This window comes from Porphyromonas sp. HMSC065F10, assembly GCF_001808555.1.
In the GTDB taxonomy this organism is placed as follows: Bacteria; Bacteroidota; Bacteroidia; order Bacteroidales; family Porphyromonadaceae; genus Porphyromonas_A.
Genome location: NZ_KV793730.1, coordinates 10,386 through 28,246, shown reverse-complemented (window position 1 = coordinate 28,246; position 17,861 = coordinate 10,386). Strand labels below are relative to the sequence as shown.

Annotated in this window: 16 protein-coding genes and 1 tRNA gene; 6 read left to right on the top strand and 11 right to left on the bottom strand. The window is 59.2% G+C overall.

Annotated elements, in window-relative coordinates:
• The first annotated feature begins 118 nt into the window (after positions 1-118).
• The 3 genes from HMPREF2890_RS09130 to HMPREF2890_RS00230 all read left to right on the top strand — a co-directional run bounded on the left by HMPREF2890_RS09130 (position 119) and on the right by HMPREF2890_RS00230 (position 1,102).
• Complete coding sequence (locus HMPREF2890_RS09130; protein ID WP_210394712.1) at positions 119-256, top strand: hypothetical protein; 138 nt, start codon at positions 119-121, stop codon at positions 254-256.
• A gap of 150 nt (positions 257-406) precedes the next feature.
• Complete coding sequence (locus tag HMPREF2890_RS00235; protein WP_246825202.1) at positions 407-649, top strand: DUF7675 family protein; 243 nt, start codon at positions 407-409, stop codon at positions 647-649.
• Between the two features lie 141 nt (positions 650-790).
• A complete protein-coding gene (locus HMPREF2890_RS00230; RefSeq protein WP_070463872.1) occupies positions 791-1,102 on the top strand; it encodes a hypothetical protein in 312 nt (103 codons plus the stop codon).
• Between the two features lie 148 nt (positions 1,103-1,250).
• On the opposite strand, the gene HMPREF2890_RS00225 is transcribed toward HMPREF2890_RS00230, so the two are convergent.
• From HMPREF2890_RS00225 to recQ, 11 genes are all read right to left on the bottom strand, one after another.
• Positions 1,251-1,325 (bottom strand) — tRNA-Pro (locus tag HMPREF2890_RS00225).
• A gap of 75 nt (positions 1,326-1,400) precedes the next feature.
• Complete coding sequence (locus HMPREF2890_RS00220; RefSeq protein ID WP_070463869.1) at positions 1,401-2,324, bottom strand: alkaline phosphatase family protein; 924 nt, start codon at positions 2,322-2,324, stop codon at positions 1,401-1,403.
• Positions 2,321-3,787 carry a cobyric acid synthase gene (locus HMPREF2890_RS00215; RefSeq protein ID WP_070463867.1) on the bottom strand — a complete coding sequence of 489 codons (1,467 nt, stop codon included), beginning with the start codon at positions 3,785-3,787 and terminating at the stop codon, positions 2,321-2,323. Before HMPREF2890_RS00215 ends, HMPREF2890_RS00220 begins: the two co-directional genes overlap by 4 nt.
• Complete coding sequence (locus HMPREF2890_RS00210; protein WP_070463865.1) at positions 3,780-4,835, bottom strand: pyridoxal phosphate-dependent aminotransferase; 1,056 nt, start codon at positions 4,833-4,835, stop codon at positions 3,780-3,782. Before HMPREF2890_RS00210 ends, HMPREF2890_RS00215 begins: the two co-directional genes overlap by 8 nt.
• A complete protein-coding gene (gene cbiB, locus HMPREF2890_RS00205) occupies positions 4,835-5,788 on the bottom strand; it encodes an adenosylcobinamide-phosphate synthase CbiB (protein ID WP_070463863.1) in 954 nt (317 codons plus the stop codon). The genes HMPREF2890_RS00210 and cbiB overlap by 1 nt, the downstream gene beginning before the upstream one ends.
• A gap of 7 nt (positions 5,789-5,795) precedes the next feature.
• Positions 5,796-7,010: a GTPase HflX gene (hflX, locus tag HMPREF2890_RS00200; protein ID WP_246825200.1), complete on the bottom strand. Its 1,215-nt coding sequence runs from the start codon at positions 7,008-7,010 to the stop codon at positions 5,796-5,798.
• Positions 7,011-7,293: 283 nt separating this feature from the next.
• Entirely contained in the window at positions 7,294-9,405 is a 2,112-nt protein-coding gene (locus HMPREF2890_RS00195) for a S46 family peptidase (RefSeq protein WP_070463859.1), read from the bottom strand.
• Positions 9,406-9,426: 21 nt separating this feature from the next.
• Positions 9,427-10,068, bottom strand: a complete 642-nt coding sequence (locus tag HMPREF2890_RS00190) for an MBL fold metallo-hydrolase (RefSeq protein WP_070463857.1) — start codon at positions 10,066-10,068, stop codon at positions 9,427-9,429.
• Positions 10,068-10,709: a 16S rRNA (guanine(527)-N(7))-methyltransferase RsmG gene (rsmG, locus tag HMPREF2890_RS00185; RefSeq protein WP_070463855.1), complete on the bottom strand. Its 642-nt coding sequence runs from the start codon at positions 10,707-10,709 to the stop codon at positions 10,068-10,070. Before rsmG ends, HMPREF2890_RS00190 begins: the two co-directional genes overlap by 1 nt.
• Positions 10,706-11,611, bottom strand: a complete 906-nt coding sequence (locus HMPREF2890_RS00180; protein WP_070463853.1) for a DUF3298 and DUF4163 domain-containing protein — start codon at positions 11,609-11,611, stop codon at positions 10,706-10,708. The genes rsmG and HMPREF2890_RS00180 overlap by 4 nt, the downstream gene beginning before the upstream one ends.
• A gap of 6 nt (positions 11,612-11,617) precedes the next feature.
• Positions 11,618-13,819: a DNA helicase RecQ gene (recQ, locus tag HMPREF2890_RS00175; protein ID WP_070463990.1), complete on the bottom strand. Its 2,202-nt coding sequence runs from the start codon at positions 13,817-13,819 to the stop codon at positions 11,618-11,620.
• A gap of 451 nt (positions 13,820-14,270) precedes the next feature.
• On the opposite strand from recQ, the gene HMPREF2890_RS00170 reads away from it, so the two are divergent.
• The 3 genes from HMPREF2890_RS00170 to HMPREF2890_RS00160 are packed head-to-tail and all read left to right on the top strand — an operon-like array spanning position 14,271 to position 17,818.
• A complete protein-coding gene (locus tag HMPREF2890_RS00170; protein WP_070463851.1) occupies positions 14,271-16,589 on the top strand; it encodes a RelA/SpoT family protein in 2,319 nt (772 codons plus the stop codon).
• Between the two features lie 3 nt (positions 16,590-16,592).
• Complete coding sequence (rpe, locus tag HMPREF2890_RS00165) at positions 16,593-17,234, top strand: ribulose-phosphate 3-epimerase (RefSeq protein ID WP_070463849.1); 642 nt, start codon at positions 16,593-16,595, stop codon at positions 17,232-17,234.
• Positions 17,234-17,818: a sugar O-acetyltransferase gene (locus HMPREF2890_RS00160; RefSeq protein WP_070463848.1), complete on the top strand. Its 585-nt coding sequence runs from the start codon at positions 17,234-17,236 to the stop codon at positions 17,816-17,818. The genes rpe and HMPREF2890_RS00160 overlap by 1 nt, the downstream gene beginning before the upstream one ends.
• Positions 17,819-17,861 lie beyond the last annotated feature (43 nt).

Below are 17,861 nucleotides of genomic sequence, written 5' to 3'. Positions count from 1 at the left end.
TACCACCTCGACCCCTTGTGGGTCGCCGAGCAGAGCCCCCTTACGCCCCCGCAAGGGTGTCGCACACCCCGGAGAGGCATGATAGTGCGACACCCTGGCGGGGTCGGGATCGTATGTGATGCCTGATCCACGGGTCTTCGGGGCTACGCCCCTCGACCACGTGGCTATGGAGCGGGCACCCGCAAGGGGTGCTTCGTTTCACACTCCTCACGATGAGATGAATAGCTTCCGTACCACTCAAATGCGTCACCCCTGAGAGAGGGGGTATCCGGACTCCTGACCTCAGCTATCTTTGCTACCTTTGTGAGTGGGTTGATCAGCAGACAACACATCAACAGTCTATATGCCGGAGGGAGAAGAGGAGGAGGATGTCACAAGCCATTAATTCTAATCAGCACGTTGCGCTATGAGTTTCTATATCAAGGACGTTGACAGATACGAGTACACAGACTTCTATACAGACAAACCGGGTGGGCGGGTCTTCTGGATCGACAAAATAGATACTATAGGTGAGTTTATGTTCTCATTCGACAAGCAGAAGATCTACCATCTGTTTCGTGACTACCCTAATGCTCTGACACCTGAAGAGAAGGCGATATTTGACAGCGAATGCCCCTTTTGGCATGAGTTTTTTGAGGGGAAGAAGTAGTTTGTTATTTAATTGTTGCCAACCCTTTTGAGCTAAAGTATCTATGCCACTTTCGGAAGCCTTCGCTATTCACAACGCCATCTATATCTGCAACCATCAGCAAGAGCCGGTCAACAACTTCTGATCACCATACTCTGAACCATGACCAAGGAAGAACTGATTGAGCAGTGCAAGTACTACAATGGGGAGAAGGAATGCCCTTACGAAGATGGCTCTAATGGAGCCCTTTGGTGGAATGGCGAAAAGTGTCTGCTTGATAGTATCTCCTGCGATGAGAATTTCTTCTACCGGCTGATAGACTTTTACAAAGAAGCCCTAGCATCTGGAGACTGTTCCGGCGCACTTGTAGATCAATCTTTTCCTATTGAGAAGAGAGTAATCCTGTTTTACTTAGACCTCTGGCATGGCAAGAACTTTCCATATGATGGCTTAGACGTAATCAATCAATACTAAAGTGTGATAGAGAACGAAGGCATCTGTGTTATTCATCTTTTTCACCCCACCATCATCACCTTACGCCTTTGTTCAGAGGCTGACAAACCGCACAGGGAGTGGTAAGTAAAAGGCGGAGAGCCGGCTAACTGCCTGCTCTCCGCCTTTGTCGGGATGACTGGATTCGAACCAGCGACCTCACGCCCCCCAGACGCGCACTCTAACCGGACTGAGCTACATCCCGTTGCTCTCCTCCTTTTGTGTGGGCAAAGGTACTATTATTTTTCCATTATACCAGCACTTGGGACCGATACATTTACTACTCGGAGCGGAGAAGCGGCTGGGGCCCGGGGAGGTGGCAGCCGGTGGCGGGGTCACAGCCATGGTCGGAGGTGAGCGTCAGGCGGTGCGGTGACCGGAGGAGCAGGGGAAGGAGCTCGCTGTCTACACGACGGAGAAAAGCCCTCTTACCCACCTCGTCTCGGCGGTGTCCCGCCTGGTCTGCTCCATTGACATGTACGATCACGCGACCGGTACGGTCGGCAGCCTCCAGCGTGAGCCGTCCGAGGAGCTCGAGATCGGTGTCGGTATCTCCTGTGAGTGCGGGGTGCGTCACGGTCTCCCAGCCGAGCATCTTCCCCAGTCCGAGCAAGACCATTTCCGCTGAAATGATGATCGAGGGCTCTCGGAGCAGCGGCAGTGGGCTACTCACCCCTTTGTCCCACACGATGAGCCGATGCCGGGGTGTCGTCAGGCGACTGAAGTAGTCACGGATGACACTGTCCCCCTCGGGCAACAGGTCGCCCTCACCGGTGACGAAGGGGCTGGGCAGCGTCAGCCTCTCACAGAGGGAGTGCCCCTCTCTTAGGCGAAAGAGCCAGTGCCCCTGCCCGAGGTAATGTGGCTCAATGTCTCTTCTGGTGACCTTGGGAAATGTGAAGTCGTCGGGACTCTCCTGCCTATCCGGCTGCCCCTGCTCGTCGATGTGGTACCAGCTGGCTCGGAGCCAGAGATCATCGGGGTCTACCCTCAGCCCGGCGCCATAAGCCTCTACAATGGGGCGAATGTGGGGCGGGACCTGCCGGAGACCGAGGATCCGAAGGGTGCAGGTGAGGGTCTCGGGACGCCCGCCCTCGGAGTAATCGACGGGAGCGAGTTGCTGCATCGAGTCCATGGCGGGATAGTCAGTGAGCCGGAAGTCTGGGTCGGTCATCCCGTCGATGATCAGCAGGATGTGGCTCATACCTTCCGGTCGATGATCCGATAGAGGAGGTCCATATCAAGCGCTTGTCGGACGCCATCGGCAAGGAGGTCGTACTGCTGCTCCTTGTACGCCTTGAGATCAAAGCGACGGAGGTCAGTCGGTATGCCGAGCCGCTCAGAGAGCCGGGCAACGAGCGCCTGCGAGATCTCGGGATGGTCAAAGAAGCTGTGGACATAGGTCCCGTAGACATTCCCTTCGCCCCTAAGTACCGGTGCTGTCTCCCGGTCGGTGCAGCGGCCGGTGTGTATCTCGTAGCCATCGTAGGCTCGACCGCTGAGGCAGGAGAGTTCGCCCTCTATCTCCCCCAGTCGCCCGGTGGAGCGGTGCTGCTCCTTCTCCCCACTAAAGAGCGTCCGGACGGGCAGCTGTCCCAGCCCCTTGATGCACTCGATCGTCTCTGTCTCTAAGTGGTCCGGGTCGAGGATCTCCTCGCCGAGCATCTGGTAGCCGGCGCATATCCCGATCGTCAGCCCTCCGGAGGCGATGTACTGCTGCAGTCGGTCGGCGAGACCGGAGGCACGGAGCCACTCGAGATCTTTCGTCGTGCAGGTGCTGCCCGGGATGATCGCCAGCGCCGGCTCGCCAAAGTCCTCCGGATCCTTGATGTACCGCACGGAGACATTGTCGTAGAGCGCCAGCGGAGAGTAGTCGGAGAAGCAGGCGATATGCGGCAAGTGCATCACGACGATGTCGATCGGCTTGCGGGGCTTGTGGGCGGTGAGCTTGTCGGAGAGACTGTCCTCATCCTCCACATCCACATCGATGTGAGGGATCACGCCCACCACCGGCACGCCGCAGAGCTCCTCGAGGGTTGCGAGCCCCGGACGGAGGAGGTCAAGGTCTCCCCTAAACTTATTGATCAAGAGCCCCTTCAGCCGCTTCTTCTCCTCGGGGCGAAAGAGTGCAGCGGTGCCGTAGAGCTGGGCAAAGATCCCGCCTCGGTCGATGTCGCCGACGAGCAGCACCGGTGCGTCCACCAGCTCGGCAAGCCCCATATTGACGATGTCCCGGCGATTGAGATTGAGCTCCACCGGGCTGCCGGCACCCTCAATCACCATAATGTCAGCCTCCGCGGCAAGGCTGTTGTACGCCCAGAGCACCTCGGGGATGAGCCGAGAGCGCTCTTTCATATACTCACCGGCGGGCAGCACTGCGACCTGACGCCCATTGACGACCACCTTACTGCTGTGGTCGGAGTTGGGCTTCAGCAGGATCGGATTCATCCGCGTATCGGGACGAATGCCGCACGCCTCCGCTTGGACCACTTGCGCACGGCTCATCTCCCCGCCGTCACCAGTGATGCAGGAGTTGAGCGCCATATTTTGGCTCTTAAAGGGGGCGACCCTGTAGCCGTCCTGGTGGAGGATACGACAGATGCCGGCAGCCACGAGGCTCTTCCCGGCATTGGACATAGTCCCCTGGATCATAAGGTTCTTAGCCATGGCACTTCAGTATGGTGTATATGGTATTGAGTAAAGCACTATTCTCCTCCTCCCTCCGGACAGCGATGCGGTACCAGCCGTCGGAGAGCCCGTGGTAATTGGCGCAGTTGCGTATCAGTATCCCCCTCCGCTCCAGCTCCCTGTCCAGACCTATCGGCCCTCGAAGGAGGAGAAAATTGACCTCCGACGGGAGCACCTCCAGCCCCATCTCCTCAAGACCCGCACAGAGTGCCGCCCGCTCCACGTAGATCATCGCCCGAGACTTGATGAGGAAGTCGCTCCGCCCCGCAGCCACCACCCCGGCACGCTGAGCCGGTACGGAGACATTCCACGGCTGCGAGAGACGGCTCATACGTGCGAGCAAGCGGCTGTCGGCAGTCATGCAGTAGCCGAGACGAAGCCCGGCGAGGCTGTGGCTCTTGGTAAAGGCGTTGAGGATCATCAGTCCCGGGTAGCGCGCCAGGTCGGTCGTCCGGCTCTCCCGCCGGTCAGCAAGGTCGATGAAGCACTCGTCGATCAGGACCGCTATCCCCCGCTCATCGCAGAGCGAGAGGATCCGGTCAAGGAGGGAGGGGCTGATGAGCCGTCCGGTAGGGTTATTGGGGTTGCAGAGGACCAGGAGGTCCGGCTGCTCCTCGTCCAGGCGACTGAGGACCGACTCCTCCCACACGAAGCCGCTCTCTCGCGTCAGCACCACCTCCCGCACCTCGCACCCTGCAGCGGTGAGGCTGCGACGGTACTCGGAGAAGGTAGGTGCCGCCTCCAGCGCCATCCTCGGTCGCAGGGCGCGGACGTAGAGGTCGATCAGGTCAGCAGCGCCATTGCCACAGAGGATGTACTCCTCAGGCAGTTGCTCCTTACGGGCAATCGCCTGCACCAGCTCACGGCAGTAGGGATCCGGATAGTGGTCCAGCTCACCCCGGCTGCCGAGAGCCGCCCCGACCACCTCGGGGAGAGGACCAAAGGGATTGGTATTGACCGAAAAATCCAGCCGGATCGGTCGTCGGTAGCGATCTCCGCCGTGGGGATAGTCTTCCTGGTAAAGCATCAGAGGACGAGGAGTGTGAGGGAGCCAAAGAGCAACATTGTGAGCAGCGCCGTAGCCACCGCCACACGACAGCTGCGGTCGATGTCCCGCGGCTCGATCGGGCGAAGCGGATCACCGATGAAGGGCTTGTGGTGAATGTGTCCGCCATAGGTGGCATCGCCTGCCAGCTGCACCCTCAGCAGTCCAGCCATCACCGACTCCGTCTGAGCAGAATTGGGGCTGGCGTGCTTGTACCTGTCGCGACGGAACACCCGCCAGCCCTGACGCCCGTCCAGCCCGAGGAGCAGACCGGCAATCAGCATTATGAGCGCAGAGAGTCGTGCGGGGAGGTAATTGAAAAAGTCATCGGCCCGGGCGGCAAAGCGTCCGAAGTAGGTGTACGGCTCATCGATGTAGCCGATCATGGAGTCCATCGTATTCACCGCCTTGTAGGCGATGCCGAGAGGTGCCCCGCCGAGGATGAGGAAGAGGAGCGGTGCCACGATGCCGTCGGAGGTATTCTCCGCCACCGTCTCCACCGCAGCCTTAGTGACCCCCTCGGCGGAGAGACTCTCTGTATCCCGCCCGACGATCATCGAGACCGCCCGGCGCGCTGCAGGGAGATCCCCGCTGAGTAGAGGCTGCTCCACCTTCTTCGTCTCCGTGACGAGGGAGCGGGTCGCCAGCACCTGCCAGCAGAGGATGCTCTCCACTACCAGCCCTGCTATGGGATGTATGGCTGTGGCGAGGAAAATCACGAGGGCGCAGAGGCTCCCGCTCACCGACACAACGATGAGCCAGAGCAGCAGCCCGGCACGGTAAGCCTCCCCCGGCGTCTGCCCGTCACGCCTCAGCCACCGCTCCAGCCGACTGATCAGCCGTCCCATACCGATGACCGGATGGGGCATCCGGCTCGGGTCACCGAGGCAGAGGTCGAGGAGAAAGCCGATGACGATGGGGAGGAGGTGGTTCATCCCGGGATCAGTAGAGGAAGTCGTTGTAGGGATAGCGGGTGACGTGGATCTCCTTAGCGCGGTCGTAGAGGAGCTCCTTCAGCTCACTCATGCCCTGACCGGTCTTGGCGGAGACAAAGGCGACGTCGCTCTCGCCCATATGCGCCATGTAGGTCTTCTCCAGATCCTCGAGGGAGAGGTTTTCCTTCGTCGCCGGGGTGAGATCGTCCGGGTCCTTCTCCACGTAGGAGTAGTCATCGATCTTATTGAAGACCAGGATGACCGGTTTCTTCTCCCCCTCCAGCAGCTCCTCGAGCGTCTTGGAGACCACTGCGATCTGGTCCTCAAAGGCAGGGTGCGAGATATCCACCACATGGAGCAAGAGGTCCGCCTCGCGCACCTCGTCGAGGGTGGACTTGAAGGACTCGATCAGCTCTGTCGGGAGCTTGCGGATGAAGCCGACGGTGTCGGAGAGGAGGAAAGGAAGATTCTTGATCACCACCTTGCGCACCGTCGTGTCGAGGGTGGCGAAGAGGCGGTTGTCGGCAAAGACCTCGCTATTGGAGAGAGAGTTCATGATCGTCGACTTGCCGACGTTGGTGTAGCCGACGAGGGCGACACGCACGAGGGCACCGCGGTTTTTCCGCTGCGTCTGCTTCTGCTTATCGATCTTCGTAAGGTCGTCCCGCAGCTTGGAGATGCGCCGCTTGATCAGCTGGCGGTCGGTCTCCAGCTGCGTCTCACCCGGTCCGCGCATATTGGTCCCGCCACCCCGCTGGCGGTCAAGGTGGGTCCACATACGGGTCAGGCGGGGCAGCATATAATTGTACTGCGCCAGCTCCACCTGCGTCTTGGCGTAGGCGGTGCGGGCATGGTCGGCAAAGATGTCGAGGATCAGACTGGTGCGGTCGCGGACCGGCACCTTGCACGCCTTCTCGATCGAATTGATCTGCACGGCGGTCAGCTCATCGTCCACGATGACGAGGTCGAGCTTCTCCCGCTCGATCAGCTCAGCGCACTCCTCGAGCTTACCGCTCCCGAGGTAGGAGCCGGCCTTGGGGGCATCGAGATTTTGCGTCATCGTCGTAGCGGCGGTGATGCCATCCGTCATAGCGAGGAAGGCGAGCTCATCTAAGTAGTCTCGCGTCTGGCGCTCTGTCTGCTCCGGTGTGGTGACCCCAACGAGCAGGGCGCGTAGCTCCTCCTTATTATCCTTAGGAGTAAGGTTCATTTCGTCTATCATTACTACAAAAGTACTAAATAAGACCGTAGGAAAAGTTTCCCCCACAGGACATTTTCTTTTACCGATACTAGTCGCGCCTAATATCGGTATTAGGCTTCACTAATACCGGTATTAGAGAAAGCTCAGACTGAAGGGGCATTTTTCCGTCACTCAAGGGAAACGCAGCCGCTGTGATGCCCAAGGAGAGAGCTATGCCTCCCTCCATACTCAGGAAAAGGCGATTGCCCCGGAGCAGTCTGGAGAGACGCTCCGGGGCAATCGTCGTAAAAGGGGTATGGAAAGCTTACTTCACAAAAGTGAGCTCGCTGATCAGGCTGTCCGCCTTGCCCCACTTGTCCATATAGTAGAGCATGGCACGGATGTCGACACAGATGCAGCGCTGGAGGTTGGGCTCAAACTCAATGTCACCGCTCATCGCCTCCCAATTGCCGTCAAAGGCGAGACCGATCAGGTGTCCCTCGCCGTCAAAGACGGGGCTGCCAGAGTTGCCACCGGTGATGTCGTTATTGGAGATGAAGTCGGTGTGGAGCGCGCCGTCCTCAGCCGCCCAGCGACCATAGGTGCTGCTGTCCTTGAGCATACTTACGATCTCGGGCTGGACGAAGTAGTCCTCCTTGCCGGTTGCATTCTTCTCCAGCATACCGACCGACGTGGTGTAGTAGTCGTACCAGCCGGCATCGTAGGGGCGGTAGCCGCCGACGGAGCCGTAGCTGAGGCGCATGGTGAAATTGGCGTCACTCGGCAGGGCACGGTCGGGCCACATCTCCATCAGTCCCTTCATAAAGACTCTGCGAGCGGCGTAGTAGTCGTAGGTGTACGGCTGCATCTCGGAGGCGATCTCATTGACCTGCTCCATGATGCTGGCGACCAGCTCCACGGCGGGATCGGTGGGGAAGGCAGCCTTCAGCGCCTCGTAGTTGCGGAGGGCATCCATCATCCGTCCCTTCTCCACCACGACAGAGTTGGCGAAGAGATAGTCCGTGTACTTCGCCACATCACCGCCAAACTTCTCGTCGATCTTGGCGAAGATGGAGGGGAGGTGCTCCGGGGCGACATTCTCCCGGATCACCCTCAGCATCGCCGGCGTAGTCGCCTTAGCGACGATGGGGTTGTAGTCCTTGTAGAGCTTGGTGCCGTCAAAGGCGCCGGGATTCTTGTCGGGCAGGGTGGCGAGGGCGCGGAGCTCAGTACCTGAGAGCGCCTCGGTGAGGATCGTCAGGTCGTGCTCCATGGGACCGATTTTCTCGAGGTTGCGCTGCAGTCGGGAGAGTACACTTCCGTACTCTGCCTCGCGACTCGGGTCGGCGGCAACCCAGCGGGCAAACTCCTCCTCTATGGCGCGCTTGTCGCTCTCGACGTCGAGCTTCTTGAGCCCGGCATTCATACCGATCGAGTTTTTCCAGTAATTGGAGGAGCCGAGATACTTGCTGATGTACTGGATATTGATGGCATTGTCCTTTGCCATATACTCACTCCAGATATCCTGCTTGATGCCACGGACGAGGATGCGCGGCTTATTGCTATTCTCGATCCGGTCGACGACGCCCCAGGAGGAGAGGTAGCGGTCGGTGGAGCCGGGGAAGCCGATGGTCATGGAGTAGTCGCCCTCCTTTACCCCCTTGAGGGAGATCTTGGCGAAGTAGGCGGGCTTGTAAGGGACGTTGTCGGCAGCGTAGTCGGCGGGCTTATTGTCCTTGCCGGCGTAGACACGGAAGACGGAGTAGTCGATGGTGTGACGAGGCCACATCCAGTTGTCGGTGTCACGGCCAAATTTCCCGATCGATGCGGGGGGTGCAAAGGCGAGACGCACGTCGGTGAAGACGTCGTAGACGATGAGGTAGTAGCGATTGTTCTCATAGAAGGGGATCACCTCCGCCTCGGTGTGCTTGTCCCCACCGTACTCCCTGGCGATCAGCTCGCAGCAGGCGCGGATCGCACCATACTTCTTCATCGGATCCGGCTCCTGAGCCGCCACCTTCATGACGCGGGCGGTGACATCGACCGTCTCCCTCAGGTAGCGCACCTGCAATCCCTCGATCGGGAGCTCCTCAGAGGTGCGGTGGGCGACGAAGCCATTGGTGATGTAGTCGTGCTCCACGGCGCTGACGCTCTGGATGGAGCCGAAGCCGCAGTGGTAATTGGTGAAGATGAGCCCCTGGTCTGAGGCGGTGATGCCGGTGCAGCCGCCACCGAAGATCACCACCGCATTGGCGATGCCGGGGTCGGTGTTGGAGAAGAACTTGGTCGGGTCGATCTTCAGCCCGAGCTCTTTCATCCGCTCGATATTCTCCTTCTTCAGCTCATTGAGGATCCACATCCCCTTGTCCGCACGGGCGGAGGGGACGAGGAGCAGGAGTGCGAGCAGGCACAGCAGATACTTTGCTCTTACTTTCATAGATGGTTGTATGTTTGGTTTTTACTTGTAATTCTTCTTCTCCTCCCCGATGGTGGTAAAGGGGCCGTGCCCCGGGTAGACCTCCGTCTCGTCGGGCAGAGCAAAGAGCACCTGTCGGATCGAGTGCATCAGCTGCGCCTCGTCACCGCCCCAGAGATCGGTCCTGCCGCAGCCCCCGGCGAAGAGCGTGTCCCCGGTGAAGAGCGCCCCCGCCTCTTGATCGAAGAAGGAGACGCCACCGGCCGTATGACCGGGGGTCTTCAGGATCTGCAGCGTCCGCTCCCCATAGTGGACCTGTCCCTGCTCCTCGTCTCGGAAGGGGACAAGCTCCACCTCGCATACTCCCTCGGGGACCTTCAGGGACATGGCGGCAAATTGCTCCATCAGACTCGGCAGGCTGCCGATCTCATCCGACGATGCCTCGATATCCAGCCCCCACTTGTCCCGGACGAAGGAGGCGCCCATGATGTGGTCAAAGTGGGCGTGCGTCAGGATGCAGCGGACGGGGCGCAAACCTTTCTTCTCGATGAAAGCGGCCAGCTGATCCGTCGCACGGACCGAGCCGAAGCCCGGGTCGATGATGACCGTCTCAAGCGTGTCGTCCCATACGAGGTAGGGGTGCTCGAAGATCTGATTGACGGTAAATGTCTGGAAGTGTAGCATCAGTGTAGGGGTAGGTAAATGATTTTCTTAGTGTCGTAGTACTCGAGCTCGGGGTAGAGACTCCTGATCTCCGTCACCTCGACCGACTTGCGGAAGGGACGGAGCTCCTCACTGAGGTCGCCGCCCTTGAGAGTGATGATCCCATTGGGGAGGGCATTGAGCTGCTCCCTTCGGTCGACCAGGTGACCCGATGTACGGACGAGATCAGAGAGGTCCATAGCCGCCCGGCTGACGATGAAGTGGTAGCGCCCCTGCCACTCCTCGGAGCGGGTATGGACAGCCTCCACATTCGTCAGACCGATCGCATCAGCGATGGCCTGTGTGACACGGATTTTCTTCCCCGTCCCGTCTATCAGGGTGAAGTGACACTCGGGGAAGAGGATTGCCAGTGGTATCCCCGGCAGCCCACCACCGGTACCGACGTCGATGATCCGCGTCCCGGGGCGGAAGGAGGTGTATCGCCCGATCACCATTGAGTGGAGGATGTGGTGCTCGAGGATCTGGTCGATGTCCCGGCGGGAGACGACGTTGATTTTCGCATTCCACTCCTTATATAGATCAGGCAGCCGGCTCAGTCGGTCCAGCTGCTCGGTGGTGAGGGCGGGGAAGTACCGCTCTATGGTGGTCAGGTCGGCACTCATTCGGTCATCAGTCGCTGCTTGTACTCATCCTTGAGGCAGCCGGCAATATCGGCATAGGGCAGAGTCAGCTCTATCGGTCCGACGAAGTGGGCAGCGATGTCGTAGGGATTGAAGTAGAAGGTGACGCCCTCGGAGGTGAGATAGAAGTACTCGCCCATCCTTGCCTCCTCATAGAAGTAGACTCCTTTGTCGGCCAGTGCGTCGGGGCTCTCCACGCCAAAGGACTTCATCAGCGCCGAGAGGAGCAGCTCATCGACCTTATCCTCGCTGCCGTCTGCAAAGAGCTGATGGATGGTGACCGGGGTATTGTGTCTGAGATCGTAATTGGCAGACCGGATCGAGGTGGCGCCATTGGCTCCGCCACTGAAGTCGTACTGGCTGATCTTGACGGAGACAAGGTCCGCCTGATTATAGGTCAGGGAGTCGGACTTGACCATCTCCTCGACAAAAAAGGAGAGGAGCGCCGTGGGAGACTCCGCATCGTCCCTCATCAGAGTCTTGGCGCGTGTCAGGTCGGAGATATAGCTCTCCAGCCCCTGAGCCACTACACTGTCGAGGTAGCTCTGCATACTCATATGGGCCTCGTAGTCGGGTCCCTCCAGGGCGTGGCAGGCGATGAGATAGCTCCTGAGTGAGTCCGCGATCACTCTTGCATCCCCCTCGGCGGTCGGCTCGAGGAGATCCAGCGAGACGGTGAAGGCAGGGACAGCGAGGGAGGTATCCAGCCGCATCACCGGTGTAAGGGTGTCGGTGTACTCCCTTGCCACGTGGATCGTCTGCCAGCTGATCTGCTGATTGATATCCCCACCTTTGCCTCCCTTATGGCATCCGGAGAGGAGTAACGCTGAGGAGACGAGACTGCCCAGCAGCAAGAGGAGAGGGAGGGACTTAGATCGTGTCATGACCTATTAATTAGCCAGCTCAGAGATGAATTTTATCCGGACAAGGCGCACCTCATCCTCCTCGTACACCTCCAGAGCAGACATAGCTGTATCCAGGTCGTCTGTGGGGGAGTGGCGGAAGTAATTGAAGATCTCATCCACATCATCGGCGTCCATGACGTCATCAATGAAGTAATTGATATTGATCTTGGTGCCGGAGTAGACAATCGACTCGATCTCCGACAGGAGGTCGCTGAAATCCATGTTATTGGAGTTGGCAATGTCCTCGAGCGAGACCTTTCGGTCGATGTGCTGGACGATGGAGACCTTAAGCTTGGACTTATTGGGGACCGTCCGTATGCGGATGTCCTCCGGCCGCTCGATGTCATTCTCCTCCACATACTCCTTGATCAGGGCGATGAAGGGGGCACCATACTTCTCCGCCTTACTCTTCCCTACCCCGGTGATATTCTGCAGCTCCTCCATTGACACCGGGTAGACACTCGCCATATCCTGCAGGCTGGAGTCCTGGAAGATGACGTAAGCGGGCACCTTGAGCTCCTTCGCCATCTTTTTCACCGCATCCTTGAGTATGGAGTAGAGCTCCGGGTCCGCTGCCCCACCGCCTCCTGTGCCGGCGCCCTTGGAGGCGCGCTCGGCCTCCTCGTCCTCATCCTCCTCATCGGAGGGGAGGCTGACGAGGAAGGACTTGGGCTTCTTCATAAAGGACCGCCCCTTCGCGGTGAGGCTCAGGATCCCCTGCCGCTCGATGCTCTTGTCGAGGTACCCCTCGATGATCGCCTGACGGATCACGGCATCCAGCAGCTCCTCGTCCTCCCCCTTGAGGGAACCAAATTCCTCAAGATCATCGTGCTTGTAATTCTCGATGTCGACCGTCTTCTTACCGAGGAGAAAGTGAATGATGTAGTCGGTCTTAAACTCCTCCTTGAGCACACTCACTGCCTCGAGTATGCTTGTCAGTGTCTCTTTTGCTTCCACTCTTCTATGGTGCGCTTTACAATTATCGCAGTTGTGACAGTTATCTTGCTCGTAGGTCTCTCCGAAGTAATTGAGGAGAAACTTCCGTCGGCATATTGGGCTCTCTGCATAGGACTTCATCTCTTCGAGAAGGAGGGAGCCCACGACCCTCTCGTTATTCGTCTTATTCTTGCTATGGAGGAGCTTCGTCATCTTGTCGATGTCGGCATCGCTGTAGTAGGCGATGCAGAGTCCCTCGCCGCCATCTCGCCCGGCACGACCGGTCTCCTGGTAGTAGCTCTCCAGGCTCTTCGGGATGTCGTAGTGGATCACGAAGCGGACGTCCGGCTTGTCGATCCCCATCCCGAAGGCTATCGTCGCCACGATGACGTCTATGCTCTCGTTGAGGAAGGCATCCTGCGTCTCGTCCCGCACCTTGCTCTCTATGCCGGCGTGGTAGGGGAGCGCCTTGATGTCGTTGGCCCTAAGCACCTCGGCGAGGTTCTCCACCTTCTTGCGGCTCATGCAGTAGATGATCCCGCTCTTGTGGTGGTGCTCCTTGATGAAGCGGATGATATCCGGCTCGATCTCGCTATCCTTCCGTCGGATCTCGTAGTAGAGGTTGGCGCGATTGAAGGAGCTGCGGAAGACCCTTGCGTCTCTCATCCGGAGAGCCTTCAGGATATCCTGCTGCACCATCGGCGTGGCGGTCGCTGTGAGAGCGATGATCGGTCGGTGCTCGATCTGATCCACGATCTCGCGGATGCGGCGATACTCGGGTCGGAAGTCGTGCCCCCACTCGCTGATGCAGTGCGCCTCGTCCACGGCGTAGAAGGAGACCGGTATCGACTTAAGAAACTCCACATTCTCCTCCTTCGTCAGGCTCTCCGGGGCGACGAAGAGCATCTTCGTCTTGCCACTCACGAGGTCGGCACGCACCGCCTCGAGCTCTGCCTTGGTGAGGGACGAGTTCATCACATGAGCCACTGACGGATCCTCAGCGCAGCCGCGTATCGCATCCACCTGATTCTTCATCAGTGCGATCAGGGGCGAAATGATGATCGAGGTACCCTTGCTGATCAGGGCTGGCAACTGGTAGCAGAGGGACTTACCCCCGCCGGTCGGCATAAGCACAAAGGTGTCATGCCCCTCCAGAATACTCGCTATGATCTCGGCCTGATCCCCCTTGAAGGTATCAAAGCCGAAGAAGTGCTTCAGTGTCTTATGCAGTAAGTCGTCGGACTGTTCCATCTCATAGAGCAAGGTCGGTGATTTTTATTTACTTCATAAAGGTAGTCAAAAAAAGATTACCTCTCCAAATCCATTGGCAGTGAAGTGGTAAAAAATCGCAGCCGCTGCCGCTCACCGACCCTCCTAAGCGGTCGCAAAGATACGCTTTTGCGCCATATCCCCCACTCCTCCGATCTGTCTCGTCGGAGGTGACGCATTTAATCGGTGCAGAAGCCATTCAACTCATTGTTAAGAGTGGGGAGCGAAGCACCCCTTGCGGGTGCCTCAGGGATAAGCCCCCTTTGGTATATGATTAACCTAATGCTCAAATGCGTCACCCCTGCCCGTCTCGTCTGAGGAGCCGGCTACTGGGTCAATATTGTGCTGAGGGAGCGGGGTCCACTTTGCAAGGGTCTTAATAATTCGTAAGTTTGTGGAGACCGCAGGAGGATGCTCCTCCCACCCTTTATCTATGAGTACCCAAGAGAGTAATCCTATAGACTACGAGATGGTGGCGCAGGCCGCCTTCGACAAGCTGCTGAGCGACTACCTCAGCTCCAATCACCGTAAGCACACGGAGCCGATCATCAAGGCCTTCCGCCTCGCCAGTGCTGCCCACAAGGGCGTGAAGCGGCGAAGCGGGGAGCCCTACATCCTCCACCCCATCGCCGTCGCCTCCATAGCCTGCTCGGAGATGGGCCTTGGTAGCACCTCGATCACGGCGGCACTGCTGCACGACGTGGTGGAGGACACGGAGTACACGGTGGAGGACATCCGCGATATGTTTGGGGACTCGATCGCACGCATCGTCGACGGACTGACGAAGCTCTCGGGCGAGATCCTTGTGGAGGTGATGACGGAGACCAATAACACCTCCGGTCAGCTGGAGAACATCCGTCGCCTGCTGGTCACCTCGACCCAGGACATCCGCATCCTCCTCGTCAAGATCGCCGACCGGCTGCACAACATGCGTACCCTCGACAGTATGCCGGAGACGAAGCAGTCCAAGATCGCTGCCGAGACGCGCCTCTTCTACGCCCCATTGGCGGAGCGACTGGGTATGTATGCGATCATGGAGGAGCTGCAGGACCTCGCACTGAGGTACATCCACCCGGAGGAGTACCGAGAGGTGCATGAGAAGATCTCCCTGTCGTACACCAAGCGGGAGGGACTCTTCGATAAGTTTTACGAGATCATCAAGCCGGATCTCGACGCCACCGGTCTCACCTACGAGATCCAGCACCGGATCAAGAGCACATACTCGATATGGAATAAGATGCAGGCTAAGGGTCTGCCCTTAGAGGAGATCTACGATGTCTTTGCCATCCGCATCGTCTTTGACCCGGAGAACGACCGGTCGGAGTACGCCGACTGCTTCAAGATCTACCACGCCCTCACCTCCCACTTCGCCCTCAAGGATGACCGGACGCGCGACTGGCTCACCCACCCGAAGCCCAATGGCTACCGAGCGCTGCACATCACCGTGATGGGCCCCACCGGAGAGTGGGTGGAGGTGCAGATCCGCTCCCGCCAGATGCACGAGATGGCGGAGCGAGGCTTGGCGGCTCACTGGAGGTACAAGACCCACAGCGCCGAGGTGATGGACCCGATCGAGGAGCAGATACTGAGCAACGTCCACACCCTGCTCAACAACCCCGGCCCCAGTGCATCAGACGACTACGAGACGATGATGTACAAGTTTGCTAATCAGGATATGCTCATCTTCACCCGCAAGGGTGAGCGGATCCGCTGTCCGCAGGACTTCACGGTGCTCGACTTTGCCTACCTGCTTGATCCCGAGCTGGGGCAGCACTGCATCGGGGCGAAGGTAAATCACGAGATGGTCGACATCTCCGGCAAGCTGCAGAATGGGGACCAGGTCGAGATCATCACGACAGAGAATACGGAGCCCAAGGAGACCTGGCTCCAGTACGCCACCAGCCCGACGACGAAGCGGTACATCACCGACTTCCTCCACCGGCAGGAGCTGGATCAGATAGAGGCGGGGCGCAAGGCCTTTACTCGCTTTGCGGAGGGTCTCGGGTACGACCCGGAGCATGTGCTGCCGGAGGACGAGATGGCACCGGTACTCTCCTACCCCTCGCGGGACCAGTTTTTCCTCGCCGTCAATAGGTACGAGGTGCGTATGGACCATGCGCTGATCAAGCACCTGATCAAGGCACGCAAGGAGGCTCGGACGAGGACACAGGAGCCTACGGTGCAGCAGCGAGAGGACTCCGATGAGACAAAGGTGCCGACGTTAGACCCCGCACGGATGAAGGAGATCTACACCCTGCGGACCAATGACGGTATCCGAAACTACATCCGCGCCACCTGTTGCCGTCCCGTCTACGGGGAGGAGGTGCACGGGATCATCAATGAGCTGAGGCAGCCGGTCGTCCACCTCACCTCCTGCCCCAAGGCTATGCGACTCAAGGCCACCTATGGCGATGACATCGTCGCCGTCCGGTGGGGGCCCCACATTCACTCCAACTTCGGCATCACGCTTGAGTTTTCCGGCAACGACTCCCCCACGTTCCTCAACGATGTCTATCAGATCGTGCGGGAGATGCACATCCCCGTCATCGGGCTCAGTGTCGACAGCATTCACGGCAGTGCCGTGGGGTCGATCCACATCCGCGTGCGAGACAAGGCGGAGCGCGACACGATGATGCGCGAGATGCAGGAGCGGCTGGGTCTCCTCAAGGTCCGGCAGATCTATCCCGAGTACTCCGAGGAGCGTCGCGGCACTCCCATACCCAACCAAAAACCCTTTATACCCCATAAGTAAGTCATGAAACATACCATCGTCGCCCCCTCCATCCTCTCAGCAGACTTCCTTCGCCTCGGTGAGGCGATCCATATGGTCGAGGAGAGTGAGGCGGAGTGGGTCCACTGTGACATCATGGATGGTCACTTCGTCCCCAACATCTCCTACGGCATCCCGGTCGTGAAGGCAGTCCGCCCCGCGACGAAGAAGGTGGTCGACTGTCACCTGATGATCGAGCACCCGGAGCTCTATGTGGGAGCCTTTGCCGATGCCGGGGCAGATATGATCACGGTCCACCAGGAGGCGTGCACCCACCTCGATCGGCAGGTGGCACAGATCCACGACCTCGGCTGCAAGGCCGGCGTGGCGCTCAATCCCGCCACACCGGTAGAGACGCTCGTGGACATCCTCCACGCTGTCGATATGGTGCTGATCATGAGTGTCAATCCCGGCTTTGGGGGGCAAAAGTTTATCCCCCGGGCATTAGATAAGGTCCGTCGTCTTCGCGCCCTTGCCCCTGACCTCCTCATCCAGGTGGATGGCGGCGTCAATGCCGAGACCGGGGCGCAATTGGTCGCTGCCGGTGCCGATGTGCTGGTGGCGGGGAGCTATGTCTTTGGTGCTGCGGAGCCGAAGGAGGCGATCCACAGTCTCTACCTGCTCTGATGAGCCCACTCGATGATATGCGGGGCGAGCGGCTCTACGACTACTCCTCGCCCGAGCTGGCGGAGAGCTTTCGCCACGCCTCCCGCCTCTGCTGTCGTCTCCGATCCCTCTACCCCGGGCACCCCGACTACCGGGCTGTGCTGGAGGAGCTGATCCCCGGCATACCGCAGAGTGCCACGATCATCCCGCCCTTCTTCTGCGACCATGGGCATGGGATCCGGCTCGGGGAGGAGGTCTTCATCAATGCCGATTGCGTCCTGCTGGACGGCGGTCTGATCACCATCGGCGCCCACACCCGCATCGGTCCCAAGTGTCAGCTCTATACCCCCACCCACCCGATGGATGCTGAGGAGCGACGTCGTCCCGTGGAGACCGCCCACCCGATCACCATCGGCGAGGACTGCTGGCTCTGCGGAGGGGTGATCGTCTGCCCCGGGGTGACGATCGGTGACCGCTCGGTCATCGCTGCCGGGAGCGTCGTCACGCGGGACATCCCCGCCGACTGTCTCGCCGCCGGCAATCCTGCTGTCGTCAAGCGCCGGCTCTGGACCTCCTCTCCACCCGACCTGAGTCCCTCCCCCTGAGCCGTTACTCTATTAAGACCTTTGCAAAATGGTCTTTCGCCGA

Bases quoted from the DNA above. Each gene is read 5' to 3' on its own strand.
- HMPREF2890_RS09130 (WP_210394712.1), top strand. From the start codon at position 119: ATGCCTGATCCACGGGTCTTCGGGGCTACGCCCCTCGACCACGTGGCT.
- HMPREF2890_RS00235 (WP_246825202.1), top strand. From the start codon at position 407: ATGAGTTTCTATATCAAGGACGTTGACAGATACGAGTACACAGACTTC.
- HMPREF2890_RS00230 (WP_070463872.1), top strand. From the start codon at position 791: ATGACCAAGGAAGAACTGATTGAGCAGTGCAAGTACTACAATGGGGAG.
- HMPREF2890_RS00220 (WP_070463869.1), bottom strand. From the start codon at position 2,324: ATGAGCCACATCCTGCTGATCATCGACGGGATGACCGACCCAGACTTC.
- HMPREF2890_RS00215 (WP_070463867.1), bottom strand. From the start codon at position 3,787: ATGGCTAAGAACCTTATGATCCAGGGGACTATGTCCAATGCCGGGAAG.
- HMPREF2890_RS00210 (WP_070463865.1), bottom strand. From the start codon at position 4,835: ATGCTTTACCAGGAAGACTATCCCCACGGCGGAGATCGCTACCGACGA.
- cbiB (WP_070463863.1), bottom strand. From the start codon at position 5,788: ATGAACCACCTCCTCCCCATCGTCATCGGCTTTCTCCTCGACCTCTGC.
- hflX (WP_246825200.1), bottom strand. From the start codon at position 7,010: ATGATAGACGAAATGAACCTTACTCCTAAGGATAATAAGGAGGAGCTA.
- HMPREF2890_RS00195 (WP_070463859.1), bottom strand. From the start codon at position 9,405: ATGAAAGTAAGAGCAAAGTATCTGCTGTGCCTGCTCGCACTCCTGCTC.
- HMPREF2890_RS00190 (WP_070463857.1), bottom strand. From the start codon at position 10,068: ATGCTACACTTCCAGACATTTACCGTCAATCAGATCTTCGAGCACCCC.
- rsmG (WP_070463855.1), bottom strand. From the start codon at position 10,709: ATGAGTGCCGACCTGACCACCATAGAGCGGTACTTCCCCGCCCTCACC.
- HMPREF2890_RS00180 (WP_070463853.1), bottom strand. From the start codon at position 11,611: ATGACACGATCTAAGTCCCTCCCTCTCCTCTTGCTGCTGGGCAGTCTC.
- recQ (WP_070463990.1), bottom strand. From the start codon at position 13,819: ATGGAACAGTCCGACGACTTACTGCATAAGACACTGAAGCACTTCTTC.
- HMPREF2890_RS00170 (WP_070463851.1), top strand. From the start codon at position 14,271: ATGAGTACCCAAGAGAGTAATCCTATAGACTACGAGATGGTGGCGCAG.
- rpe (WP_070463849.1), top strand. From the start codon at position 16,593: ATGAAACATACCATCGTCGCCCCCTCCATCCTCTCAGCAGACTTCCTT.
- HMPREF2890_RS00160 (WP_070463848.1), top strand. From the start codon at position 17,234: ATGAGCCCACTCGATGATATGCGGGGCGAGCGGCTCTACGACTACTCC.